Origin of the sequence: Paractinoplanes maris (assembly GCF_023544465.1) — a bacterium.
GTDB lineage: Bacteria > Actinomycetota > Actinomycetes > Mycobacteriales > Micromonosporaceae > Actinoplanes > Actinoplanes maris.
The window spans coordinates 272651-295198 of record NZ_JALPVL010000002.1; the positions used below are offsets into that span (position 1 = coordinate 272651).

The following is a 22548-nucleotide window of genomic DNA, read 5'->3' on the forward strand; positions in this document are numbered from 1 at the left end:
CGGAGACTAGTCCCCGGTTGCTCCCGGCGGGCCCACCATCGGGGCAGTCAGCGATGCCGCTTCACGGCCCGGCCCCAGCGGATCGGGTCGCGAGACGCCGCCCGGGCCCGACTGCTCGGCCGCGATCTTCTCCTGCAGGCGCAGGATGCCGTGCAGCAGCGCCTCGGGGCGGGGTGGGCAGCCCGGCACGTAGACGTCGACCGGGATGATCTGGTCGACGCCCTTGGTCACCGAGTAGGAGTCCCAATAGGGGCCGCCGCAGTTGGCACAGGAACCGAACGAGATGACGTATTTCGGCTCGGGCATCTGGTCGTAGAGCCGCTTGATGGCGGGCGCCATCTTGTCGGTGACCGTGCCCGACACGACCATCAGGTCGGCCTGGCGTGGACCGTGCGCGAACGGGATGACCCCCATGCGCATGAAGTCGTGCCGGCTCATGCTCGACGCGATGAACTCGATCGCGCAGCACGCCAGCCCGAAGTTGAACACCCAGAGCGAGTAACGCCGCCCCCAGTTCAGCACGAACTTGATGGGCTCTCCGAGCACTCCAGGCAGACCGGCCACGACGTCAACCTACTCCGCGACCGGCGGCGGCGAACCCGCGGAGCCCCGCCGATGCAACGGATGACCGAAGAACGCGCCGCTCGGCGCCGGGGCGGGCACGGGCACGGGCCGCGTCGGTGGACGTTGCAGCATGCTGAGAAACCCGGTGAGCAGCGCTTCGCGCAGGGCCGGCGGGGCCACGTCGAGCAGCGAGTTGACCGCGGCCATGCGCGTGAAGTCGCCGCTGCCCAGCCCCAGGCCCTCGGCCAGACCGGCGATCAGCTCGGGAGTCACCATCTCGGGCGTGAGCACGGCCGCCGCTTCCAGCAGCGGCGCCGGGATGCCGGCCGGGCCGGCGGCCCGAGCGGCGGCCACCGCGGCCGCGAGATCGGGTCCGAAGTCGGCGGCGGTCGAGGCCACCGCGGCGGTCACCGTCAGGTGAATGGTGGCCGGCATCTCCGCATACGACATCTGGGGCTGGGTGTGCCAGCCGCGTGCGGCCAGCTCGTCGGCCAGCACGAAAAGATCAACCCCCTCGGAGGCGAGGCAGACCACGCTGGTCTCGGGCGGGGCGAACAACCGCACACCGTCGGTCTCCCGCACGGCGTCGGCGAGAACGGACACCGCCTCGCGCGTGCGGGCGGCCAGGTCGAGATAGCCCGCGTCACCGATGTGCCGCAGGGTGGCCAGGGCGGCGGCGATCGGGCCGCCGGACCGGGTGGACGAGATGATCGGGTTGATCATCGTGTAGCCCGGCCAGCCGGCGTAGGCGAAGTATTGCGGGAGGCGCAGTGCCTCGTCGCGGTGCAGCAGGACCGAGACACCCTTGGGCGCATACGCGTATTTGTGCAGGTCGACCGAGATGCTGGTGACCCCGGGCACGGAGAAGTCGAACGCCGGCAGATCGGCACCGAGGCGGCGCAGATAGGGCAGGACCCAGCCGCCGAAACAGGCGTCGACGTGGAACCGCACGCCCCGCTCGGCGGCCGCCGCCGCGATCTCGGCGATCGGGTCGACGACACCGTGGGCATAGGAGGGCGCGGACGCCGCCACCAGCACGGTGTCGGGACCGATCGCCGCGGCCATGGCGGCCGGGTCGGCGCGCAGGTCGGTCCCGACCGGCACCACGTCGAGCGCGACGCGCAGATAGTGCGCGGCCTTGGCGAACGCGGCATGGGCGGTCGCCGGGATCGCCAGCCGTGGGGTGAGCAGCTCGGGCCGCGAGTCGCGGGCCGCCTTCACCGCCAGGATCAGCGACTCGGTGCCGCCGCTGGTGACGCTGCCGACCGTGCCGTCGTCGCCCCCGAGCAGACCGGCCGCGGCGCCGACCACGGCATTTTCCATCGCCAGCAGCGACGGGAAAGCGGTCGGGTCGAGGCCGTTGACATGTGCGGAGATCGCATAGGCAGCCCGGGCCAGCTCGTCGAGACCGTCGAGCGCGGGGTCGTAGACATAGGCGAACAGCCGGCCGCCGTGGGTCGGCAGATCAGCGGCCCGCAGCTCACGCAGCTCGGCAAGGATCTGATCACCCGGAACGCCCTGTGCGGGCAGTGCCTCGAACATGGCGAGAACGCTAGCCGACCTTGCCGATGGCGATAACCGACTTCGGTCGGGGGTCGGCACCCGACGAAAGTACGGGTGGTGCGGCCCCGCCGAAAGTACTGGGCCCGGGCAGTACCGAAGGCGCTATCGGGTCACGTCGCGGTAGGCGCGTAATAGAACGACCGCGGCGCCGACCAGCACGGCCGGCAGGACGGTGAAGCCGAGCAGCACGCCGAGCCGCGCGGTGTCGTCCTGGGTGGCGGCCTCGCCGGTCGACGACGAGACATATCCGAAGATCTGGAGGACCAATGCGTAAAGACCGGGACCGAGCGCCAGCCCGAGGGTCTCCCCCGCCGTCCACAGCCCGGTGAAGACGCCGGCCTGGCGGCGGCCCGTGCGTGCGGTGTCGTAGGCGATGCAGTCCGGGAGCATCGCCATCGCGAAGACCTGCTGGCCGGCGTAGCCGACGCCGATCACCGCCACCAGCAGATAGACACCCACCGGGGGCAGGGCCGGCGCGGTCAGCAGGGCCAGGGCGCCGGCCGCGAAGAGCAGCGAGCCGACGGCCAGCGAGCGGGGCTTGCCGAGCCGATGACCGGCCCGGCTCCACAGCGGCATGACCAGCAGGGCCGGCCCGACGAAGGCCGCGAACAGGAAGGTGGCGCCCGACTCGCGTCGCACGACGTGGTCGGCGAAGTACTGCACGCCGGCCAGCATCGTGCCGATGCCGACCGCCTGAACGATCCAGAGGAGAAGCAATGCCCGGAACGGACCGTTGGCCGCCGCGACTCGCAACTGCGTCCGCAGGTCGGGCTCCACCGCCTCGACCGAGCGGGAGTCGGCCGACCGGGTGCCGAAATAGACACCGAGCGTGCCCACCACGATGAGTGCCCCGACAAAGACGCCGGCCCACCGGTGACCGGTGATACCGCCGCCGGTCTGCTCGACGACGAGGGGGGCCAGGGCACCGGAGACGAGGATGGCGAGCGCCAGCACGGCCACGCGCCAGGTCATCAGACGGGTGCGCTCGGCGTAGCCGTCGGTCAGCTCGGCCGGCATGGCGACGTAGGGCACCTGGAAGAAGGCATACGCGGTGGCGGCGGCGAGAAAGGCGAAGGCGACGTACGCTCCGGCGGCGGCACCGCTGCGGGCCGGCCCGGCGAAGATCGCGGCGAAGAGCACGGCGAGCAGCAGACCGGCGACCAGCAGGAAGGGCCGCCGATCGCCGCGACGGTCGGAGATCCGGCCGGCGACCGGGTTGACGAGCACGTCCCACGCCTTCGGCAGCAGCACGAGGAGGCCCGCCACGCCCGCCGCCACACCTAACGTATCGGTCAGATAGGGCAGGAGAAGGAGACCCGGAACAGTGCCGAAGGCGCCCGTGACCAGCGAACCCAGCGAATATCCCGCCAAAGTACGACGTGGCAGTGCGGCCACTTCGCGTACTTCGGGAGTGGGATCAGCGGTCGTCATGAACGCGGATGGTAACCATGACCATGCGATGGCGCCTACGCTTCGCCAGATGAAAAAGGTTGCGGCCGGGGTCGCCGCCAGCCACCCGGCCACGGCGGCGGCGGGGCTGCGGGTTCTGCGGGACGGGGGCACGGCGGCCGACGCCGCTGTCGCGGCGGTGCTGGCGTGCTGCGCCGCCGAGACGATCTACACCGGACTCGGCGGTGGCGGCTTCGCCACGTACTTCGAAGCGGCCACCGGCCAGGCCACCTGCCTCGACTTCTTCGTCTCGGTGCCGGGCACCGACGGTGACCTCGAGGCCGGGCCCATGGTGGCGGTCGACGTCTTCTTCGGCGGGATGCCGCAGGTGTATTCGATCGGCGGGGCCAGCGTCGCGGTCCCCGGTGTGCCGGCCGGCTGTGGCGAGGTGCATCAGCGCTGGGGGCGGTTGCCGTGGGCCGAGGTGGTCCAGCCGGCCATCGAGCTCGCGATCAGCGGGGTGCCGGTGCCGGCGGCGCACGCACAGACCCTCGACTCGTGCGCCCCGGCGCTGGCCTGGGGTGAGGGCGCCGCGGTCTACACCCCGAACGGCCGCCGGCTGCAGACCGGCGACCTGCTGTTCCACGATGGACTGGGGGCCGCGATGACCACGCTGGCCGAGGCCGGGCCCGAGGTCTTCTACACCGGGGAGTACGCCGCGATCATGGTCGACGCAGTCCGAGCGGGCGGCGGCTGTCTCGGCCCGCGCGACCTGGCCGGCTACCGGGTGCTGGAGACCCCGGTCGACCACGCGACGCTGGCCGGGCACCGGGTGCTCGCGCGTCATGACCTGAACCGCACGGTGGACACGATCGCCGGGCTGCCCGGCGAGCTGGCCCGGCCGGGCCGAGCGGTCGCCGTCGCCGAGGCGCTGCGCGATCAGGGCCGGCAGAGGATCGGCGACACCACCAACGTCTCGGTGGTGGACGCCGACGGCAACGCCTGCGTGATCACCACGACGCTCGGGTTGGGCTCCGGGGTCTGGCTGCCCGGGCTCGGCATCAACCTGAACTCGATGCTCGGCGAGGGTGAGCTGCTGACCGACGATCTGGTGCCGGGCCGGCGGATGTCGTCGAACATGTGCCCGCTCGTGGTGATCGACCCGGAGGGCGGGCTCGCCGTGGCGGCGGGGTCGGCGGGTGCGAGCCGGATCCGGACGGCCCTGATCGACACGCTGCTCGGTGTGCTGGTCGACGGGGCCGACATGACCGAGGCGATCGGACGGCCGCGCTTCCACGTGGTCGACGACACTGTGCACGCCGAGCCCGGCTTTCCCCGCGACGAGCTGGGCGCGCTGGCCGCCGCCGGCTGGCGGATCAATCAGTGGCCGGAGCTCAATCACTACTTCGGTGGCGTCACCGCGGTCGGCCAGGCCGGCGCCTCGGGCGATCCCCGCCGCGCCGGCGTCGGCCTGCTCCTTTGAGGCACCCACGAGTCGGTCACCCACGAGGCCGCGCGTCGGTCACCCGGAGGCCGCAAGGTCGCGGGGTCGCGGGGTCGCGAGGTCGCGGGGTCGCGAGGTCGCGGGGTCGCGGGGTCGCGGGGTCGCGGGGTCGCGGGGTCGCGGGGTCGCGGGGTCGCGGGGTCGCGGGGTCGCGAGGTCGCGGGGTCGCGAGGTCGCGAGGTCGTGACGCCGTGGGTCACATCGTGCGGGCGGCGATGGCCTTGGCGTCGTCGGCGGTCTCGCGGATGCCCACCTCGATCGGGGTGGGGCGCAGGCCGAAAGTGCGCTCGGTGTGCGAGCTGTCGAGGCGGAACGGCGCGTAGAACTGGTAGTCCATCTCGGCCAGCTCGCGGGACATCGGATGCACGAGCCCGGCCGTCCGCATCACGAAGCGCGGCAGCTTGTGAATTGTCAGCTTCGGCTTGCCGACCAGCTCGCAGTAGCGGTCGGCCAGCGTGCGGATGCTGATCGCCGGGACCGTCGGGGTGTGCCAGGCCTGGCCCCAGGCGCGCTCGTCGTGGGCCAGCGTGACCATGGTGCGAGCCTGGTCACCGGTGTAGGTGAAGCTGTGCGGCAGGTCAGGGTCACCCGGGGCCCAGGCGGCGCGACCGCTGGTGATCGCGGGCAGCAGCACGGACGAGAAGACGCCGACCGCGCCCGCGCCGATGTAGTCGGAGCCGCGCACCTCGACCGTGCGCAGGCCGCTGGCCAACGCGTCCTGCCACATCTTGATGCGCACCTGACCCTTGCGGCCGACGGCGGCCATCGGGCTCTGCTCGGTCATGCGGCCATCGGCCCGCGGTCCGTAGACGTAGAGGTTCCCGGTGAGCACGTAGACCGCGCCGGCGGCCTTGGCGGCGGCAATCATCGCGTCGTTCAGCGGGAACCAGAGCTTCGTCCAGTCGGTGTACTTCGGGTTGGCGCAGTTGTAGAGCGTGGCGGCGTCCTGGGTGAGCTCGGTGAGCCGCCGGGCGTCGGAGGCGTCCGCGGCGACCCGCTCGATCAGCGGGTGCGACGGACCACTGCCACTCCGCGTGATCATGCGGACCTGCTCGCCCCGCTCGGCGTGGAGCTGAGCGATCGAGGAGCCGATCGGGCCGGAGCCGACGACGACATGAACCGACATTGCTGTCCTCCTTTGTGAGCACCGCTCTCTATCTAGAGCAACGATTACACGATGCTCGGCGAAAAGCAAGAGCAGTGCTCTCGCTATGGCACACTGGCCTCCATGAGCGCCTCAGGAGTGCGGGCCCGCGTCCGGGCCGAGATGACTGAAGAGATCAAGACCGTGGCTCGCCGGCACCTCGCCACCGACGGGGCCAACCTGTCGCTACGCGCGGTCGCCCGGGACCTGGGCATGGCCTCGTCGGCCGTCTACCGCTACTTCGCGAGCCGCGACGAACTGCTGACCGCGATGATCATTGACGCCTACAACTCCCTGGGCGCAGCGGCCGAGGCGGCCGCCGGCCAGACCGCGGCAGGCCAAGATGCGGCGAGCCCGGCCGGTGCGGGGCACGCTGCCGGTGCGGGGCGGGCTGCCGGTGCGGGGCGGGCTGCCGGTCGGACCGGGCTCGAGCGTTTTCTGGCCACGACCCATGCCGCTCGGGATTGGGCGCTGGCCGACCCGCATCAGTGGGCCTTGATCTACGGAAGCCCGGTGCCGGGCTACGAGGCGCCCGAGGACACGGTCGGGCCGGCCACGCGGGTGGTCCTGCTGATCGCGGCGGTGGTGCGGGACGCGTACGGCAATGGCGAGATCGACGACCGGGAGCCGATCACCGGGCGGTACGCCGAGGAACTGGCCGCCGTCGGCGAGAAGTTCACTCCCGGTGCGCCGCCGCGGCTGGTCGGGACGGCCATGTCGGCCTTCATCCACATGAGTGGTGCGATCAGCGCCGAGCTGTTCGGCCAGCTCAGAAACTCGGTCGACGACGACCGGCGCGGCTTTTTCGAGTTCCAGATGCGCGGCGCCGCGCATCTGATCGGCCTGCGCTGATCACGCCGGCGGGGAGAAAGCAGCCGAGGGCCAGCTAGATGCGCGCCCGAAGCACATGGCCGCCGGGGGTATCGGGCGGGACGTCGTGGCGGTCGAAGTAGGTCGACGCCAGCTGGGACGGGCCTTGATCCTCGACTTCGGTGAAGCCCAGGGCGGTCAGCTGGGCGGCGATCTCGTCCGGCTCGAAATACGTCAGCCAGGGCTCGCCCAGCCGGGCCACCCGGGCGGCCCGGGCTTCGAGCTGTTCGCGCCGGTCGGGGGCCATGCGGGACGGGGACTGGGCATAGTCGAAGACGACCTCGTTGCCCGGCCGGGACGCGACGGCCCGCAGCGTCTCACCGAAGCCCTCGAGAGTCAGATAGGGCACCACGCCGAGCCAGAGGAAGAAGGCCGGCCCGTCGAGCTCGAGCCGTCCGGCCAGTGACTCGCGCTCGAAATCCACGCCGAGGTAGGTCAGCGACGCCGGCACCTCGATGCCCGACTCGGCCAGCCGGACCTGTTTCCAGGCCTGGGTGTCCGGGTGGTCGACCTCGGTCACCCGCAGGCCGGGGTGAGGGTTGCGGTAGGCGAAGGTGTCGAGGCCCGCGCCGAGAACAACCAGATGACGTACGCCCCGGGTCACCGCAGCGGCGAGCGCGTCCTCCGCGAAGCGGGTGCGGGCCGCGATGAACACGCGCATCGCCCGGCGCGGCGCATCGGCCAGCAGCTCGTCCTCGGGCAGGCCGAGGATGCGCACGGCCAGCGGATCGGTGAAGATCTCGCCGTTCTCGAGGATCTGATGGGCAGCTCGGTAACGGGCCGCGCTCATCGCCGTCCGGCTGGGCTGACCGGCCTCCATCAGGGCTGCCAGCTCGCTCGGGCCATGTCCACGTGCTCCCCTTTCAGCGGAACGCCCTCCGACATCAGGCGCTGCCGGGCCTCCTGCTCGTGCCCGGGTGGCATCCGCCCGGAGCTGGTCACCACCCGGTGCCAGGGCACGCCGCCGCCGTGCCGGGCCATGACCGTGCCGACCTGGCGGGCGGAGTTGCGACCCGAGACGTCGGCCAGGGCGTCGGCGATCGCTCCGTACGACATGACCCGTCCCTCAGGGATCCGCTCCACGAGTGAAAGCACCTCTTCGACGTACTCCTGCGGTGTCACTCGGGCCACGATATGGGATCTCGGCCCGGTTCTGTCGGCCCTCCCGAGCACAATTGGCCGGTGCGCGAACTGGTGACCGATGCGCGCCGGATCGTGGTCAAGGTGGGCTCGTCCTCACTGACCACGGCCTCCGGCGGAATCGACGAGCAGCGTGTCGACGATCTCGTCGACACGCTCGGTGGGCTGGCCGCCGGTGGACGTGAGGTGGTGCTGGTCTCGAGCGGGGCCATCGCCGCCGGCCTGTCCCCGTTGCATCTGCCGCGCCGGCCGCGCGATCTGGCCACCCAGCAGGCGGCCGCCTCAGTCGGGCAGGGCCTGCTGATCGGGCGTTACGCGGCCGGTTTCGCGCGTCATGGCCTCACGGTCGGCCAGGTGCTGCTCACGGTGGACGACGTGACCCGCCGCGCGCACTACCGCAACGCGTACCGGACTCTGCGCAAGCTGCTCGACCTGGGCGCCCTCCCGATCGTGAACGAGAACGACACGGTCGCCACCGAGGAGATCCGCTTCGGTGACAACGACCGTCTCGCCGCGCTGGTGGCCGCGCTCGTCCAGGCCGACCTGCTCGTGCTGCTCTCGGACGTCGACGCGCTCTACACCGGCAGCCCGTCCGACCCCGCGTCCCGTCGGATCGCGTACGTGGGAGACGACTCCGACCTCGAGGGCATCAACATCGCCAAGCCCGGTAAATCCGGGGTGGGCACGGGTGGCATGGTCACCAAGGTCGAGGCGGCCCGGATAGCCACCGGTTTCGGCATCCCGGTCGTGCTCACCGCCGCTCCCCTGGCCGCCGCCGCGCTGGCCGGTGACGAGGTCGGCACGTTCTTCAAGGCCGCCGGGAGCCGGCCCACCGCCCGCCTGTTCTGGCTCGCGCATGCGACCTCGCCGCGCGGACGGCTGCATCTCGACCCGGGTGCGGTCGCCGCCGTCGTCGCCCGGCGCAAGTCGCTGCTGCCCGCGGGCATCACCGCGGTCGACGGCTCGTTCGCCGCGGGTGATCCGGTCGACCTGGTCGACGCCGGGTCGGGCGCGCCGGTCGCCCGCGGGCTGGTCAACTACGACGCGGTCGAGCTGCCCGCGCTGCTGGGACGCTCCACCCCCGAGCTGGCCGCCGCGCTGGGCCCGGGATATGAACGAGAGGTCGTGCACCGCGACGACCTCGTCCTCCTTTAAGACCAGACCTCAGGGGTACGCCATGACGACCGTTCTGCAGCAGGCCGCCGACGCGCGGGTGGCCGCCATCGACCTGGCCGCCGCCACCCGTACGGAAAAAGACCGCGCCCTGCTGCTGATGGCCGACCGCCTGGTCGAGCGCTCGGCCGACATCGTCGCCGCGAACGAGGTCGACGTGACCAACGGCCGCACCGGCGGTCTGTCCGAGGCGATGATCGACCGGCTGACGCTGACTCCGGCGCGGGTCGAGGCGATGGCCGAAGGGCTGCGCGAGCTGGCCGCCCTGCCCGACCCGGTCGGTGACGTGGTGCGCGGCTCGACCCTGGCCAACGGCCTGGAGCTGCGGCAGGTGCGGGTGCCGTTCGGCGTGGTCGGCATCATCTATGAGGGCCGGCCCAACGTGACCGCCGACGCCGCGGGCATCTGCCTGAAGTCGGGCAACGCGGTGCTGCTGCGCGGCTCGGGGTCAGCGCTGAGCTCGAACGCGGCGATCGTCTCGGTGCTGCGCAAGGCGGTGGCCGACAGCGGGCTGCCGGCCGACACCATCCAGCTGCTCGACTCGACCAGCCGTGACTCGGTCAAGGAGCTCATGCGGGCGCGCGGGCTGGTCGACGTGCTCATCCCGCGCGGCGGCGCCTCGCTGATCCGCACGGTGGTCGAGGAGTCGACCGTGCCGGTGATCGAGACCGGCGTCGGCAACTGTCACGTCTATGTGGACGAGGCCGCCGATCTCGAGAAGGCCCTGGCGGTCGCGGTGAACTCCAAGACGCAGCGACTGTCCACCTGCAACACGGCCGAGTCGTTGCTCGTGCACGCGGCGATCGCCGACCGGTTCCTGCCGCTGGTGCTGCCCGAGCTGGCCGACGCCGGGGTCACGGTGCACGGCGATCCGCAGGTGGTGGCGTACGACTCGGCGGTCGTGCCGGCCACCGACGACGACTGGGGCCGGGAATACCTGTCGGCCGACCTCGCGGTGGCGATCGTCGACTCGCTGGACGACGCGGTCGACCACATCCGCCGCTACGGCACGGGCCACACCGAGGCCATCGTCAGCGAGTCGGTGACGGCGACCCGGCGGTTCGTGGCCCGGGTCGACGCGGCCGCGGTGATGGTGAACGCGTCCACCCGATTCACCGACGGCGGCGAGTTCGGCTTCGGCGCCGAGATCGGCATCAGCACCCAGAAACTGCACGCCCGCGGGCCGATGGGTCTGCCCGAGCTGACCTCGACCAAGTACGTCGTCACCGGCAACGGCCACATTCGACAGTAGAGCGTCAGGGCCGGGATCGCTGTTTTGGCCATGCTTTCGGCTTCTGGCTCATGACCGACCGGTTTGGACGACGTGCCCGGCTCGGCGCAGGCGGCGGCTCGGCCCGCGACGGCGGGCCAGGACGGGTCGCTCGGCCCGCGACGGCAAGCTCTGCACGGGACGGCAAGCTCTGCACGGGAGGCTCGGCCCGGGACGGCAACTCGGCACCGGAGGCTCGGCCTGGGACGGCAAGCTCGGCACGGGGAGGCTCGGCCTGGGACGGCAAGCTCGGCACGGGGAGGCTCGGCCCAGGACGGCAGGCTTGGCCCAGGCAGCAGCCTGATCTAGGCAGCGGGTTCGGCCGAGGTATCGGGCTTGGCCGAGGGCGCGGGCCGGGCTGAAGCGGCGGGCTGGGCCGACACGGCGGGCTTCTCCGACGCGGCCCGGTCGGCTGAGGGAGTCGGCTTGGCGGATGGGGCCGGCGCCTTGGTGGGCTTGGCGGACGGTGCCGGGCTCACGGTTGGCGCCGGCCCGACCGGGGTCGACGTCGGCGCCGGGCCGGACGGAGACGACGTCGGCGCCGGGGTGGACGCTGGTGGTTTGGGTGCGTCCGGCGCCGGAGCACTCGGCGCGGGAGTAGTCGACGCCGTCGGTGCGGGTGTGGTCGGCGGTGGAGTGCCGGGAGCTGGAGTGGTCGGGGCCGGAGTGGTCGGTGCGGTGATGGGGTCCGGCCGGCCGATGGTCAGCGGGGCGGCGACACCCGGGGCCGAGCGCCAGGCATCGCCGACGAGCGCCTCCACCCCGTACGCCCAAAGGCCCTGGGAAACGCCGACCTCGACGCATCGGGTGCGGGTCAGGACGCCTGAGCAGCCACCGCGCGCGCCGACCGTCTCGCGCGTTGTCGCGTCGGTGCGGAAGACGCGGTAGCCGCGCACGACGACGCCGGCGGGCAGAGTCATCGCGGGCCAGTTGACCGTGACCGACACGCCGTGCGCTTTCACGATCGGGGCGGAAGCGGCGGGCAGTTCACCGGCCCGGGCTCCGGCCACCGCATCGGCGGCACCCGTGTCCCAGGCCGCCAGCGCCGCCAGGGGACTCGCCCACAAGGTGGCGGCGGCCAGACCGGCACTCGTGACGGCGTACAAGGAACGCGGCAGTCTCATGGCACCTTCTTCAACCGGCGATGGAGGCCTGGGGGCCGGACGCGGCACCGCCGCGCCCGGCCGTCCCGGCTCAGGCGTTGCTGGTGCCGGTGGCCTTCACCTTGATGCTGAAGACGGCGCCCTGGCAGCCGTCCTCCGAGTTGTTGATCATGTGGACCGCGTGGGGCAGCGTGAACGTCGTGATCTGGCCGGCGGCGAGGTCGAGCTCCAGGCCGGAGAGCAGGCCGTCGGTGCCGACCGGGCCGTTGCTGAAGTCACCGAAGTAGACACCGGTGTTGTTGCAGGTCGAGCCGGGCTTGACGTGCGCGGCCTGGACGCCGTCGGAGGGCGTCCACTTGATTTTGTCGACCCGCACCGGGTACGCGTTCGGGTTCTCGATCCTGATGGTGGCGTCGCCGGTCGCCCCGGGGTAGAGCGTGGCGGTGGTGCGGGCCTCGCTGATCACCAGCTCCTTGGCCGTGCCGGCCTCGGCGTAGGCGTTGCCTGAGCCGTTGGCCAGCCACGACGCCCAGGCGGCACTGGCGACGCCGGTCACGGCGAGGGCGGAGACGAGGACGATGGCACGCTTGACGGACTTACGCATGATGGCGCTCCTGGCAAAGTAGGAAGGCGCCGGTTTCGCCACTGACTCCCCGCCGGACTGTGGCGACCATCCTCATCGCCCAGCGGATCTTCGTCTCGCCCCGGCCCGTTGTCGGGCCTGGCCATCACTGTGCCCTGGCTGTGGCCCCGCCCTCTACCACCTTTGTTACCGAGAGTGACGTCAGCCAGGTAGCCAAAGCGTATCCGAACGGCTGTTTACAGGTGCAAAACGGTTGCAGCCCTTGACGCAGTAACTGCCGGTGATGGTCAGCGGCAGCCGCGGAGCACGGTCAGCGTCGTGTTCACGTCGAAGATCGGGCCCTCGGCGCTGTCCCAGCCGCCGTCGGAGCGCTGAGTCTCGCCGAGTCGCTTGCGCGCACTCTGCAGCAGCCAGTCGTCGCCCAGGTTGACCCGGCGCAGAGCGGCCGCCATCGAGGCGATGTCGGCCGGAGCCATGTCGGGCAGCCGGTCGCCGAGCACCAGCTGCACCCGCGCCGACTCGTAGAAATACTGCTGGCCGTAGAGCAGACCGGCGGCGTGCCAGCCGGCCGCGAGGAAGGACGGCCAGGTGCCGTCGGGCTGGATCTGATGAACCACCCAGGTCGCGGCGGCGCCGAGCGTGCGGGCGTGCCGCGCCGGGACGTCGAAGTGGGGGTGGGCCTCGAACTCGGCCAGGGTCATCCAGAAACCGGCCACCGAGGTGAGGTAGAGGGTGGCCTCGGGGTCGCCGGGCATCGCCCAGGCCGGCGCCTCGGCGGCGAGCTCCTCGGCCTCCTGCCAGGTGCCGTCCTGCCGCTGCACACTGGCCAGCCAGGCCAGGGCCCGATCGACCGGCTCGCCGTGCAGGCCACCCAGGTCGTCGAGCTCGTTGAGGCGGAAGCAGGTGGCGTCGATCGAGCTGACCGCACCGTCGGTCGAGGCCGGCCAGCCACCGGCGTCGGTCTGGCCCTCGACGATCCGGGCGATCACGTGAGGATCGGGACGCTGGCCGGTCCGCAGATACGAAAGACGGGCCCGCTCGACCGGATCGCCGTGCGCGACGACGTAGCCGATAGCAGCGTCGATGTCTACCACCCCGGTGACGCTACAACCCCGCTCCGCATTTTGCTGTGTCGTCCCGACCTATGCCCCATAGGTCCCTTCCGTTATCCGACAATCACGCTGGGGAGTCACCGGTGCGACTCCCCAGCGTGATTGAACGGTTACGGATCAGTACGACGGCTGCGACGGGTCGACAGTGTTGACCCACGAGACGATGCCGCCCTGGACGTGCACGGCGTCCTTGAAACCGGCCGCCTTGAGAGCCGCCAGCGCCTCGGCCGAGCGCACCCCCGACTTGCAGTGCAGCACGATCTGACGGTCCTGCGGGAAGCGCGCCAGCGCCTCGCCGGAGAGGATCTCGCCCTTGGGGATGAGGGTCGCGCCGGGAATCCGGTTGATCTCCCACTCGGCCGGCTCGCGGACGTCGACCAGGAACAGATCCTTGCCGGAGTCCTGCCAGTCCTTGAGCTCGCGGGCCGTGATGGTCGCGTCGAGCGTGGCCTCCTCGGCCTCGGGCGAGACGGCGCCGCAGAAGTCCTCGTAGTCCTCGAGCAGGTCGGTGACGGTCGGGTTGTCGCCGCAGAGGGCGCAAGCCGGGTCCTTGCGAACCTTGATCTTGCGATACTCCATCTCGAGGGCGTCGTAGACCATCAGCCGGCCCACCAGCGGCTCACCGATGCCGGTCAGCAGCTTGATCGCCTCGTTGACCTGAATCGAGCCGATCGACGCGCACAGCACGCCGAGGACGCCACCCTCGGCGCAGCTCGGGACCATGCCGGGCGGCGGCGGCTCGGGGTAGAGGCAGCGGTAGCAGGGACCGTGCTCCTCCCAGAAGACCGAGGCCTGGCCGTCGAAGCGATAGATCGAACCCCAGACGTACGGCTTGCCGAGCAGCACCGCGGCGTCGTTGACCATGTAACGCGTCGCGAAGTTGTCGGTGCCGTCGACGATCAGGTCGTACTGGCTGAAGATCTCCTTGACGTTGTCGACATCGAGCGCGGTGTTGTGGATGACCACGTTGACCAGCGGGTTGACCTCGCGGATGCTCGCCGCGGCGGACTCGGCCTTGGGCCGCCCGATGTCGGAGACGCCGTGGATGATCTGGCGCTGGAGGTTGGACTCGTCGACGGTGTCGAAGTCGACGATGCCGAGCGTGCCGACGCCGGCAGCGGCCAGGTAGAGGAGCGCCGGCGAGCCGAGGCCACCCGCGCCGACGACCAGGACCTTGGCGTTCTTCAGCCGCTTCTGTCCGTCCATCCCGACATCCGGGATGATCAGGTGCCGCGAGTAACGGCGGATCTCATCGATCGAAAGCTCTGCGGCCGGCTCGACGAGCGGGGGCAGTGCCACGTTAACTCCCCGGGTTGACGGTAAGGAACGCCCACCATTGTCACTCGCGACAGGCGTGATCTGCCATGACGATGCCCACCGGCCCGACATGCGGGACACGGGAATTTTCCCGGGCGTTCACAGCGACGGACCGGTGAGCGCCTTCCCTTTCAGGCGAGGCCACGCGTACGCCTGGCAACCGCGCAGCGTGAGCGTCTGCTGCACCATGACCGGGGCCGGCCCGCCCGCCCGGGGGCACCCCTGGTGATGATGCCCCAGCTCGTGACCGACCTCGTGGTTGATCACATATTGCCGATAGATGGAGAGGGGAACCTTGGCCCGCACGTACGGCGGGGCCGAGAGCCGCCACCGGTCGAGGTTGATGATCGCCTTCCCGTTGGTCCGGCAGGACGTGTACGGGCGTCCGCCGACCCGGATGTTCGTGCCGCCGTTGAGGCACATCCGGCCGGCGGTGTCCCGGGTCGCGAGGAAGACCGTGAAGTCGGCCGGATCCGCGCCACCCACCCGCTGCAGGCGCAACTGGCCACCGCCGGTCCAGCTGCGCGCATCCCCGAGCGTGGCGGCGACCTGCTGGGCGAAGGCGGCGGTGTCCTCGTTGCTGCCCTTCTCGACGGCCACCCGGAAACGGCGCAGCTGCCCCTTGCCGCCGAAGACCGGGCTGCGCCCCCCGGCGTACGCGAATCGGCCCGAACCACGAGCCGGAACGGCGCCGGGCAGCTGCAGCGTGCTTGCGGCCAGGGTGGTCCGAGCCGGGGTCCTCGACGGTGCCGCCGAGGGCGAGGGCGCGGTCGTTACCGGCGCGGCCGCCGACGGCGCGATCGAGGGGCCGGACGACGGGATCACCACCGGCGCCGCGCCCGGCTCCATCCGCCGGGCCACCGTGAAGCCCCCGGCGATCAGGACGGCCAGGGCGAACGCGATCAGCCACCACTTCCGCCACCGGTCACGCCCGGACGGCGGACGGATGGCAGGGGGCGCCACGGCTTCGTCGATCATCGCCGCCAGCGTCGCATACCCCGCTCAACGCTGTCCGGCCCTGGCAGATCTTGTGAGATCCACGTCGCGCCGGAAATCGCCGAATTATCCCCCGACCGGGGAACGGATCTCGTCGAGCAGACCCACCACGGCCCGGGCGACCAGCCGCGGTACCTCCATCTGGGCGACATGGCCGACACCGGGCAGGATCAGCAGGCGCGAGTCCGGGATCGCCCGCGCCACCTGCACCGGCACCCGCGGGTCGACCAGCTTGTCGTTGAGACCACCGACCACCACTGTGGGCGCCTGCACCCGGGCGGCCAGCCGCCACTGCGAGTTGGCCCCCGGCAGGTAGGCCCGCAGGAAGCTCGACACCAGGCCGCGCAGGGTGCCGAGATAGGCCTTGGGGTAGTGCTCCACGGTGTAGCGGAGCCGGATCTCCTCCATCGCCTCGGCCCGGCGCTGCGGCGAGACCTTGCTGGTGTCCCCGAAACAGGCGGCCAGCACCTGCTCGGCCATCTCCTCGGCGGTCAGGCGCGAGAACGCCCACCCGAGCAGCCGGTCAGCCCGCGGCAGGGCCAGCAGCGGCAGGGCGCGGGCCTGAGCCGTACGCCGGGGGTCGAGGAACGGCATGGCCGGGGAGATCAGGGTCAGCGTGCGCACCAGGTCGGGCCGGAGGCCGGCCACGCGCACCGCGATCGAGCCGCCCAGCGAATTGCCGACGAGGTGGACCGGCCCGCGCCGGTCGTGCTCCAGATAGCTGATCATCGTGCCCGCGAACGACGCGATCGAGTAGCGCGGACTCGGGTCGCTGTAGCCGAAGCCCGGCAGATCGACGGCCTGGGCGTCGAACCGGTCGGCGAGCAGGCCGGCGAAATCGGTGAAGTTCTGCGACGACCCGCCGAGCCCGTGGACGTAGAGCGCCGGCTCCGCGTCGGAACGCGTCGCCGGGGTGTCGCGGACATGCAGCATCGACCCACCGACGGTGACTCGGCGGGCGGGCCAGGGAACCGGTGCTTCGCCCTCCGGCAGCAGTGAGCTGTCGGGGGCCAGGATCGCGCCTCTCATCGAGACAAGAGTGCCTCAAGACGGCGGTTGACCGCGGCCAGCGTGGCCCGGACCATCGCATGCCGGTCGTCACTGGTCACCACAGCCGAGCCGGCCAGCTGCTCGACCCAGCCGCCGCAGGACAGCAGCAGCACGACCACGGCGACCTGCGACGCGCCGAACGGCACCGCGGCCGCGTGCTCGACGAAGCACCGGGCCGGGCCGTCGGGGTGCTCCGAGTCGGCGAGCAGCTCGTCGACCGCGCCGGCCGTCGCCATCGCGCACAGGCGGAGCAGGTAGCCGTCGACGGCGGGACCGCTGGCCACACCGGACGCCGTGCGGGTGCCGACGGCGAGGCGGACCTCGACGGTGGCGTCCGACCCGAACGTGTTGACGTGCACGTTCTCGATGACGATGCGGGGGCCGGGGTGCTCGCCGGGGTAGAGCGGCCGCGGTTGTCCGCACTCGACACCGGTCGGGACGACCTCGGTCGCCTCCTCGACCTCGGGGACGAGCCGGGCCGCGGCGGCGTGCCGGTCGCGCGCTTCCCGTTCCCGGGACTCGCGCTCCTTAACCTCGCGCACCCGCGCTTCCTCCTCGCGGGCCTCGCGCTCGTTGGCCTGGCGAAGTCGTGCCTCCAGCTCGCGGGCGGCCCGCAGGTCGCGGGCCTCGCGCTCGCGGCTCTCACGCTCACGCGCCTCGAGCTCCCGGCTCCGGCGTTCCCTCGCTTCGCGCTCCTGGGTTTCCCGCTGGCGGGTCTCGCGCTCCCGGGACTCGCGCTCCCGGGACTCGCGCTCCCGGGTTTCCCGCTGGAGGGCCTCGCGCTCCCGGGTTTCCCGCTCCTGGGCCTCGCGGTCCCGGGTCTCCCGCTCCCGGGACTCACGTTCGGCGGCCTCGCGGTTGACGCGCTCTTCCACTCGCTCCCGCGACGGGGCGAAGCGATCGACGGACGCAGCCGGCGGCACTGCCACCGCGGGTGTGGAGGTCGAAGCCGGCTCGGCCGAGCGAGCCCGGGGCGTAAGGGGCGGCGGGGAGATCGGGGCCGCGGGCGAAGCCGGAGCCTCGGCGAGCGGTGCCGGGGCAAGCGGTGACTGGGCGAGTGGCGAAGGGGCAAGTGACGAAGGGGCAAGGGGTGGCTGGGCAAGTGGTGACTGGGCGAGCGGCGGCGGGGCGAGCGGGGTGGCCCGGGTGGGCTGTGCGGGCACGGCCGGGGCCGGCGCGGGCCCGGCCAGGGGCTCGCCGGGCATGGCGGCGTCGAGGCCCATCCGGTCCTGCAGCAGGCGGGCCACCCGGCGGCTCACCTCGGCCGGGTCGGCGCCCTCGGCCAGATCCAGCCGCAAGCTGTGCGCACCGGTCGGGGTCTGGCGCAGCGACGCGTCACGCACTCCCTCGACCTCGCGGACCGCCGCCAGGATCGCCTGCACGTCGAATCCTTCCTCGCGTTCCTGCGCGGGCAACACGTCGCCGCGGCGCAGATGGGTGGCGATCCGGGCGAGGGCGGGGGTCTCCGCGGTGGCCTCGACGAGCGGCGGCTCGGGCACGCCCTTGGGCACATCGGGCTGGGCGGGAACCCGTTGGGGCAGGCCACGAGGGTTCGGCTCCCCCGGGGCCTCGAGGCGCGCGGTGGTCTCGCCGAAACCCGAGTAAGGGGTCGGTGGCGTGGGTGGCGTGGGCGTCGCGTAGCTCTTCAGCGGCTCGAACGGCGTCGGCGTCTCATAGGGAGCGGGCGGCTCGTAGGACAAGCGCCGGGGAAAGCTGGACGGGTCGTACGCCGGGCGGGTGGGCCCGGACTCGTCGGAGGCCACCCGTGGCACGCCCTGGATCGGCGTGCCCCCGCTCAGCGCGTGGCGGGGCGGCTCGGTGGTGCTGTGCTCGGCCGTGCCCCAGTCGGCGCGGCGGCCGCCGGGCGTGGCCGGGCGCACCAGCGGCACGGCGGCCCGCTGCTGGGTGGCCGGCGGTGGGGGCGGGGGCGCGTCGTCGAGGTCACCCTCGTACGGATAAGGCGGGGCGCTGCTGGGCGTCGGGACGTCGTAGGCCCGCGGCGCGGCGGGGCGGCCCGGGGTCAGATTTCCGCTGCCGGTGCCGGGCTCGGGCGGGGTGGGCGCGCCCTTCGACGACGTGAGCGGGCTCAGCAACTCGGAGAACCGGGACCTGTCCCAGCGGGAGCCACTGGCCGGGGACTCCCCGGACGGGGGAATCTCGCCACTTTTCCGGGCATCGGATTTCTGGGCATCGACGAAACCGGGCGGGGCCGGGGCCGGGGCGGGCGCCGGAATGCTCGACGAGGGCTGCGCCGACACGGGCAGGGCGGAAACCGGCAGGGCCGAGGACGGAAATGCCGGATTACGCGGGAATGAGCGCGTTTCGGTGCCCGGACGACGCCAGGCCGGCACCTCGTCGTCGGTCTCGACGGCGGAGCCCGTGTAGGACCAGGGACTATCTGATGTCGCCCAGCCGTTCACCCGAGTGCGCTCACGCGAATCGGCGCCGTTGCCGCTGTCTGCGGCTCCGGCGTCTCCGGAATGCCCTGATTCATCCACCGCGTGCTCCTCGCTCGCCCCCGCTGAGGCTACCGTGTGCTTGCAGTGGCGATAAGTTGCAGCGGCGCGACAATTGCCCATCGACAGCATCACGCGCCGATCCGGGCAATCCGCGCCGGCGAACGGGGTCCCACCCCTGGAGGTACGAGAGACATGACCGCTGCGTCCGGCGGAGCTCAGACGGCCCGTCCCACCCGTCTGCCGCGCTCCGCACGCCGTAAGCAACTGCTGGCGGCGGCTCAGCAGATCTTCGTGGCGCACGGCTACCACGCCGCGGCGATGGATGACATCGCCGAACGGGCGGGGGTCTCCAAGCCCGTGCTCTACCAGCACTTCCCCGGCAAGCTGGAGCTTTACCTGGCGCTGCTCGACACGCATTGCGACGCGATAATCGCCAAGGTTCGCGACGCCATGCTGGCCACCGCCGACAACAAGGAGCGGGTCAAGGGCGCCGTCCGGGCGTATTTCGACTTCATGGATCACGAGAGCGAGGCGTTCCGGCTCGTCTTCGAGAGCGACCTGCGCAACGACCCGCAGGTGCGCCAGCGGGTCGAACGCGTCGAGCAGGGCTGCATCGCCGCCGTGACCGACACCATCATCTCGGACACCAACCTGGCCGGCGACTCGGCTCGGCTGCTCGCTTCGGGCCTCGTCGGGGCGGCCGGACAGTCGGCCCAGTTCTGGCTCGCGAGCGGACGGCGTACGCCTAAAGCTGAAGCCGAAGCGCTCGTAGCTGCGCTTATCTGGCGGGGAATAGCGAGCTTCCCCCTCCAGGGCGGCGCATCAGGCGGCACCACGGCCGAAATCGGATAGCCTGGCACGCGGTAAGACAGCGAAAAGGAGGGCCCCGTGGAGGTCAAGATCGGCGTGCAGCACACGCCGCGTGAGCTGGTGCTCGAGAGCGCTCAGACCCCGGCGGAGGTTGAGCAGGCCGTGACCGAGGCGATGGCCAAGGACAGCGTGCTGTCGCTCACAGACGAAAAGGGTCGCAAGGTGATCATCCCGATCGCCAAGGTGGCCTACGTGGAGATCGCCGACTCCAACCCGCGTCCGTTCGGGTTCACCACCCGCTGAGTTAGTTCCCGCAGTCGCGGAGGGCGTCCCCACCCGGGGGCGCCCTCCGCGTGCTTTCCGGCTGGAAGTCCGCTCTGAGGTGCACGATCGCCCAGTCGGGTAGACTAGTCGCGTTGCCGTCGACGTCGATCTCTACCGATCGCCGCGGCAACCCGCGCGTGCGGCCCGCTTTTCTCCTGTGAGCGTGTGGCCCGCGCCCTATCCACACCGCGCCCCAGACTTCCGACGGGCGCACCACGAGAGGCACCCGTAAAACTTCATGACCGACAACATCGAGATCACCGAACCCGCACTCGTACCAGTGACGAACCGCGCGCCGGTCCGCCCGGACAGCCCCACCTTTGCTGAGCTGGGTGTCCGCGCCGAGACCGTGGAAGCGCTGGCCAAGGCCGGGATCACGCACGCCTTCGCGATCCAGGAGTACGCCCTTCCGATCGCCATGCGCGGCACCGACCTGATCGGCCAGGCGCCGACCGGCACGGGCAAGACCCTCGGCTTCGGTCTGCCCATGCTCGAGCGCGTCACCGCCCCTTCCGAGGGAGCCGACGGCCGTCCGCAGGCGCTCATCGTCGTCCCCACCCGCGAGCTGGGCCTCCAGGTGGCCCGCGACCTCGCCGCGGCCGGCAGCACCCGCGGCATCCGGGTCCTGCCGATCTATGGCGGCGTGGCCTACGAGCCGCAGGTCGACGTGCTCAAGAAGGGCGTCGAGATCCTGGTCGGCACGCCCGGCCGTCTGCTCGACCTGGCCAAGCAGAAGCAGCTCAAGCTGGACACGGTCCGGACGCTCGTGCTCGACGAGGCCGACCGCATGCTCGACCTGGGTTTCCTCGAGGACGTCGAGAAGATCCTGGCGATGATTCCGGCCGAGCGGCAGACCATGCTGTTCTCGGCGACCATGCCCGACCCGATCGTCGCCCTGTCGCGCCGCTTCCTGCGTCACCCGGTGACCATCCACGCCGGCCACACCGCCGACAGTGGCCCGTCGCCGCTGACCAAGCAGGTCGTCTACCGCACCCACCCGCTCAACAAGGTCGAGATGGTGGCCCGCATACTGCAAGCCCGCGGACGCGGTCTCACCATGATCTTCACCCGCACCAAGCGGGCCGCCGACCGGCTGGCCGAGGATCTCGACTTCCGCGGCTTCGCGGTGGCGGCGGTGCACGGCGACCTCAACCAGGGCGCCCGCGAGCGGGCCCTGCGCGCGTTCCGCAGCGGCAAGATCGACGTGCTCGTCGCGACCGACGTCGCGGCCCGTGGCCTGGACGTCTCCGGCGTCACACACGTGATCAACTACGACTGCCCGGAGGACCCCGAGACCTACACGCACCGCATCGGCCGCACCGGCCGGGCGGGCGCGACCGGCGTCGCGGTGACCTTCGTCGACTGGGAGGACATGCCCCGCTGGGTCCTCATCGACAAGTCGATGGGGCTGAGCATGCCGCAGCCCCCGGAGACCTACCACACGAGCCCGGCGCTCTACAGCGACCTGGACATCCCCACCGACGTGTCGAGCACGCTGCCGACCGCTGACCGGAGCCGGGTCGGCCTGTCCGCCGAGATCGAGGAAGACCTCGGTGGTGGGCGCCGGGGCCGCCGGGAGACCGGCCCTCGGGGACGCGGCGGCCGGACCCGGAGCGGCTCCGCCCCGAGCACGTCCGGCGGATCGGGGTCGGGCCCCGACTCGGGTTCGTCGTCGAGTGACGAGGGATCGGCCGAGCGGCCCAAGCGCCAGCGGCGCCGGCGCCGGGTCGACGAGGACGCCGTGGCCGGCGCCGAGACCACCGTCGCCGACGCTCCGGCCGAGACCGATGGGGCCGAGGGCGAGCGACCGGCTGGTGCCACGCGGACGCGGTCCCGTCGTCGTGTCGCCACGCCCGAGTTCTCCGAGGCCGGTGACTCCGCCGAGTCCTCCGACGCGCCCGAGTCGACCGAGTCCTCCGACGACTCCGACCCGACGGCTCCTCGCCGCCGGCGGCGCCGGGGTGGACGCGGCAACCGCGGCTCCGGTTCCGGCTCCGAGTCAGCCGCGTCGTCGGATTCGGTGGCTCCGGATTCAGCGGCTCCGGATGCTGTGGCTTCGAGTGCTGTGGCTTCGAGTGCAGCGGCTTCGGGTGCAGCGGCTTCGGATTCGGCGCCCGCCGACATGAGCGGTGGCTCGGAAGCCGGCGTCGGCACGACCGCCTGACCTCCGTACGGGA

19 protein-coding genes and 1 pseudogene are annotated in these 22548 nt (G+C 71.7%); 7 read left to right on the forward strand and 13 right to left on the reverse strand.

The features are described 5' to 3' along the window. Positions 1 to 6: 6 nt before the first annotated feature. From NAG42_RS06215 to NAG42_RS06225, 3 genes and pseudogenes are all read right to left on the reverse strand, one after another. Positions 7 to 564, reverse strand: coding sequence for an NADH-quinone oxidoreductase subunit B (locus tag NAG42_RS06215; RefSeq protein WP_308201117.1), 558 nt, complete (start codon positions 562 to 564; stop codon positions 7 to 9). A 117-nt stretch (positions 565 to 681) separates the two neighbouring features. Then, positions 682 to 2106 (reverse strand): annotated as a pseudogene (locus NAG42_RS06220) (pyridoxal phosphate-dependent decarboxylase family protein); the annotation flags it as partial. A gap of 123 nt (positions 2107 to 2229) precedes the next feature. Then, positions 2230 to 3558, reverse strand: coding sequence for an MFS transporter (locus NAG42_RS06225; protein WP_250028698.1), 1329 nt, complete (start codon positions 3556 to 3558; stop codon positions 2230 to 2232). A 49-nt stretch (positions 3559 to 3607) separates the two neighbouring features. Between NAG42_RS06225 and NAG42_RS06230 the strand changes: the two genes are divergently transcribed. Further along, positions 3608 to 4999, forward strand: coding sequence for a gamma-glutamyltransferase (locus tag NAG42_RS06230; protein ID WP_250028699.1), 1392 nt, complete (start codon positions 3608 to 3610; stop codon positions 4997 to 4999). 217 nt (positions 5000 to 5216) lie between these two features. On the opposite strand, the gene NAG42_RS06235 is transcribed toward NAG42_RS06230, so the two are convergent. Continuing rightward, positions 5217 to 6146, reverse strand: a complete 930-nt coding sequence (locus NAG42_RS06235; protein WP_250028700.1) for a Rossmann-fold NAD(P)-binding domain-containing protein — start codon at positions 6144 to 6146, stop codon at positions 5217 to 5219. A gap of 102 nt (positions 6147 to 6248) precedes the next feature. On the opposite strand from NAG42_RS06235, the gene NAG42_RS06240 reads away from it, so the two are divergent. Then, a complete protein-coding gene (locus NAG42_RS06240) occupies positions 6249 to 7016 on the forward strand; it encodes a TetR/AcrR family transcriptional regulator (RefSeq protein ID WP_250028701.1) in 768 nt (255 codons plus the stop codon). Positions 7017 to 7050: 34 nt separating this feature from the next. Here NAG42_RS06240 and NAG42_RS06245 read toward each other — a convergent pair whose 3' ends face one another. Then, positions 7051 to 7854: a class I SAM-dependent methyltransferase gene (locus tag NAG42_RS06245; protein ID WP_250028702.1), complete on the reverse strand. Its 804-nt coding sequence runs from the start codon at positions 7852 to 7854 to the stop codon at positions 7051 to 7053. Continuing rightward, on the reverse strand, positions 7854 to 8156 hold the full coding sequence (locus NAG42_RS06250; protein ID WP_250028703.1) for an MGMT family protein: 303 nt from the start codon (positions 8154 to 8156) through the stop codon (positions 7854 to 7856). Before NAG42_RS06250 ends, NAG42_RS06245 begins: the two co-directional genes overlap by 1 nt. A 12-nt stretch (positions 8157 to 8168) precedes the next feature. On the opposite strand from NAG42_RS06250, the gene proB reads away from it, so the two are divergent. Together proB and NAG42_RS06260 are read left to right on the forward strand one after the other, a co-directional pair. After that, on the forward strand, positions 8169 to 9329 hold the full coding sequence (proB, locus tag NAG42_RS06255; RefSeq protein WP_250028704.1) for a glutamate 5-kinase: 1161 nt from the start codon (positions 8169 to 8171) through the stop codon (positions 9327 to 9329). Positions 9330 to 9351: 22 nt separating this feature from the next. Then, complete coding sequence (locus NAG42_RS06260; protein ID WP_250028705.1) at positions 9352 to 10599, forward strand: glutamate-5-semialdehyde dehydrogenase; 1248 nt, start codon at positions 9352 to 9354, stop codon at positions 10597 to 10599. 323 nt (positions 10600 to 10922) lie between these two features. On the opposite strand, the gene NAG42_RS06265 is transcribed toward NAG42_RS06260, so the two are convergent. The 7 genes from NAG42_RS06265 to NAG42_RS06295 all read right to left on the reverse strand — a co-directional run bounded on the left by NAG42_RS06265 (position 10923) and on the right by NAG42_RS06295 (position 19036). Continuing rightward, the gene (locus NAG42_RS06265; RefSeq protein ID WP_250028706.1) at positions 10923 to 11741 is read right to left on the reverse strand and encodes a hypothetical protein; all 819 of its coding nucleotides are present in this window, start codon (positions 11739 to 11741) and stop codon (positions 10923 to 10925) included. A gap of 70 nt (positions 11742 to 11811) precedes the next feature. Then, positions 11812 to 12324: a hypothetical protein gene (locus NAG42_RS06270; RefSeq protein WP_250028707.1), complete on the reverse strand. Its 513-nt coding sequence runs from the start codon at positions 12322 to 12324 to the stop codon at positions 11812 to 11814. A 266-nt stretch (positions 12325 to 12590) separates the two neighbouring features. Further along, positions 12591 to 13397, reverse strand: a complete 807-nt coding sequence (locus NAG42_RS06275) for a prenyltransferase/squalene oxidase repeat-containing protein (protein ID WP_250028708.1) — start codon at positions 13395 to 13397, stop codon at positions 12591 to 12593. Positions 13398 to 13532: 135 nt separating this feature from the next. Then, entirely contained in the window at positions 13533 to 14714 is a 1182-nt protein-coding gene (gene moeZ, locus NAG42_RS06280) for an adenylyltransferase/sulfurtransferase MoeZ (protein WP_250028709.1), read from the reverse strand. A gap of 117 nt (positions 14715 to 14831) precedes the next feature. Beyond that, positions 14832 to 15710, reverse strand: a complete 879-nt coding sequence (locus NAG42_RS06285; protein ID WP_250028710.1) for a DUF3152 domain-containing protein — start codon at positions 15708 to 15710, stop codon at positions 14832 to 14834. Between the two features lie 84 nt (positions 15711 to 15794). Further along, a complete protein-coding gene (locus NAG42_RS06290; protein WP_250028711.1) occupies positions 15795 to 16757 on the reverse strand; it encodes an alpha/beta hydrolase in 963 nt (320 codons plus the stop codon). After that, the gene (locus NAG42_RS06295) at positions 16754 to 19036 is read right to left on the reverse strand and encodes a Daple (RefSeq protein ID WP_250028712.1); all 2283 of its coding nucleotides are present in this window, start codon (positions 19034 to 19036) and stop codon (positions 16754 to 16756) included. The genes NAG42_RS06290 and NAG42_RS06295 overlap by 4 nt, the downstream gene beginning before the upstream one ends. A 393-nt stretch (positions 19037 to 19429) precedes the next feature. Between NAG42_RS06295 and NAG42_RS06300 the strand changes: the two genes are divergently transcribed. The 3 genes from NAG42_RS06300 (at position 19430) to NAG42_RS06310 (ending at position 22535) form a co-directional block, all read left to right on the forward strand. Further along, positions 19430 to 20089, forward strand: a complete 660-nt coding sequence (locus tag NAG42_RS06300; protein ID WP_250028713.1) for a TetR/AcrR family transcriptional regulator — start codon at positions 19430 to 19432, stop codon at positions 20087 to 20089. 36 nt (positions 20090 to 20125) lie between these two features. After that, the gene (locus NAG42_RS06305; protein ID WP_221376931.1) at positions 20126 to 20350 is read left to right on the forward strand and encodes a DUF3107 domain-containing protein; all 225 of its coding nucleotides are present in this window, start codon (positions 20126 to 20128) and stop codon (positions 20348 to 20350) included. Between the two features lie 259 nt (positions 20351 to 20609). After that, positions 20610 to 22535, forward strand: coding sequence for a DEAD/DEAH box helicase (locus NAG42_RS06310; RefSeq protein WP_250028715.1), 1926 nt, complete (start codon positions 20610 to 20612; stop codon positions 22533 to 22535). Positions 22536 to 22548: the final 13 nt, after the last annotated feature.

Coding starts and splice junctions, on each gene's coding strand:
- NAG42_RS06225 (WP_250028698.1), bottom strand. CDS start 3,558: ATGACGACCGCTGATCCCACTCCCGAAGTACGCGAAGTGGCCGCACTG.
- NAG42_RS06230 (WP_250028699.1), top strand. CDS start 3,608: ATGAAAAAGGTTGCGGCCGGGGTCGCCGCCAGCCACCCGGCCACGGCG.
- NAG42_RS06235 (WP_250028700.1), bottom strand. CDS start 6,146: ATGTCGGTTCATGTCGTCGTCGGCTCCGGCCCGATCGGCTCCTCGATC.
- NAG42_RS06240 (WP_250028701.1), top strand. CDS start 6,249: ATGAGCGCCTCAGGAGTGCGGGCCCGCGTCCGGGCCGAGATGACTGAA.
- NAG42_RS06245 (WP_250028702.1), bottom strand. CDS start 7,854: ATGGAGGCCGGTCAGCCCAGCCGGACGGCGATGAGCGCGGCCCGTTAC.
- proB (WP_250028704.1), top strand. CDS start 8,169: ATGGGATCTCGGCCCGGTTCTGTCGGCCCTCCCGAGCACAATTGGCCG.
- NAG42_RS06260 (WP_250028705.1), top strand. CDS start 9,352: ATGACGACCGTTCTGCAGCAGGCCGCCGACGCGCGGGTGGCCGCCATC.
- NAG42_RS06265 (WP_250028706.1), bottom strand. CDS start 11,741: ATGAGACTGCCGCGTTCCTTGTACGCCGTCACGAGTGCCGGTCTGGCC.
- NAG42_RS06270 (WP_250028707.1), bottom strand. CDS start 12,324: ATGCGTAAGTCCGTCAAGCGTGCCATCGTCCTCGTCTCCGCCCTCGCC.
- NAG42_RS06285 (WP_250028710.1), bottom strand. CDS start 15,710: ATGATCGACGAAGCCGTGGCGCCCCCTGCCATCCGTCCGCCGTCCGGG.
- NAG42_RS06290 (WP_250028711.1), bottom strand. CDS start 16,757: ATGAGAGGCGCGATCCTGGCCCCCGACAGCTCACTGCTGCCGGAGGGC.
- NAG42_RS06300 (WP_250028713.1), top strand. CDS start 19,430: ATGACCGCTGCGTCCGGCGGAGCTCAGACGGCCCGTCCCACCCGTCTG.
- NAG42_RS06310 (WP_250028715.1), top strand. CDS start 20,610: ATGACCGACAACATCGAGATCACCGAACCCGCACTCGTACCAGTGACG.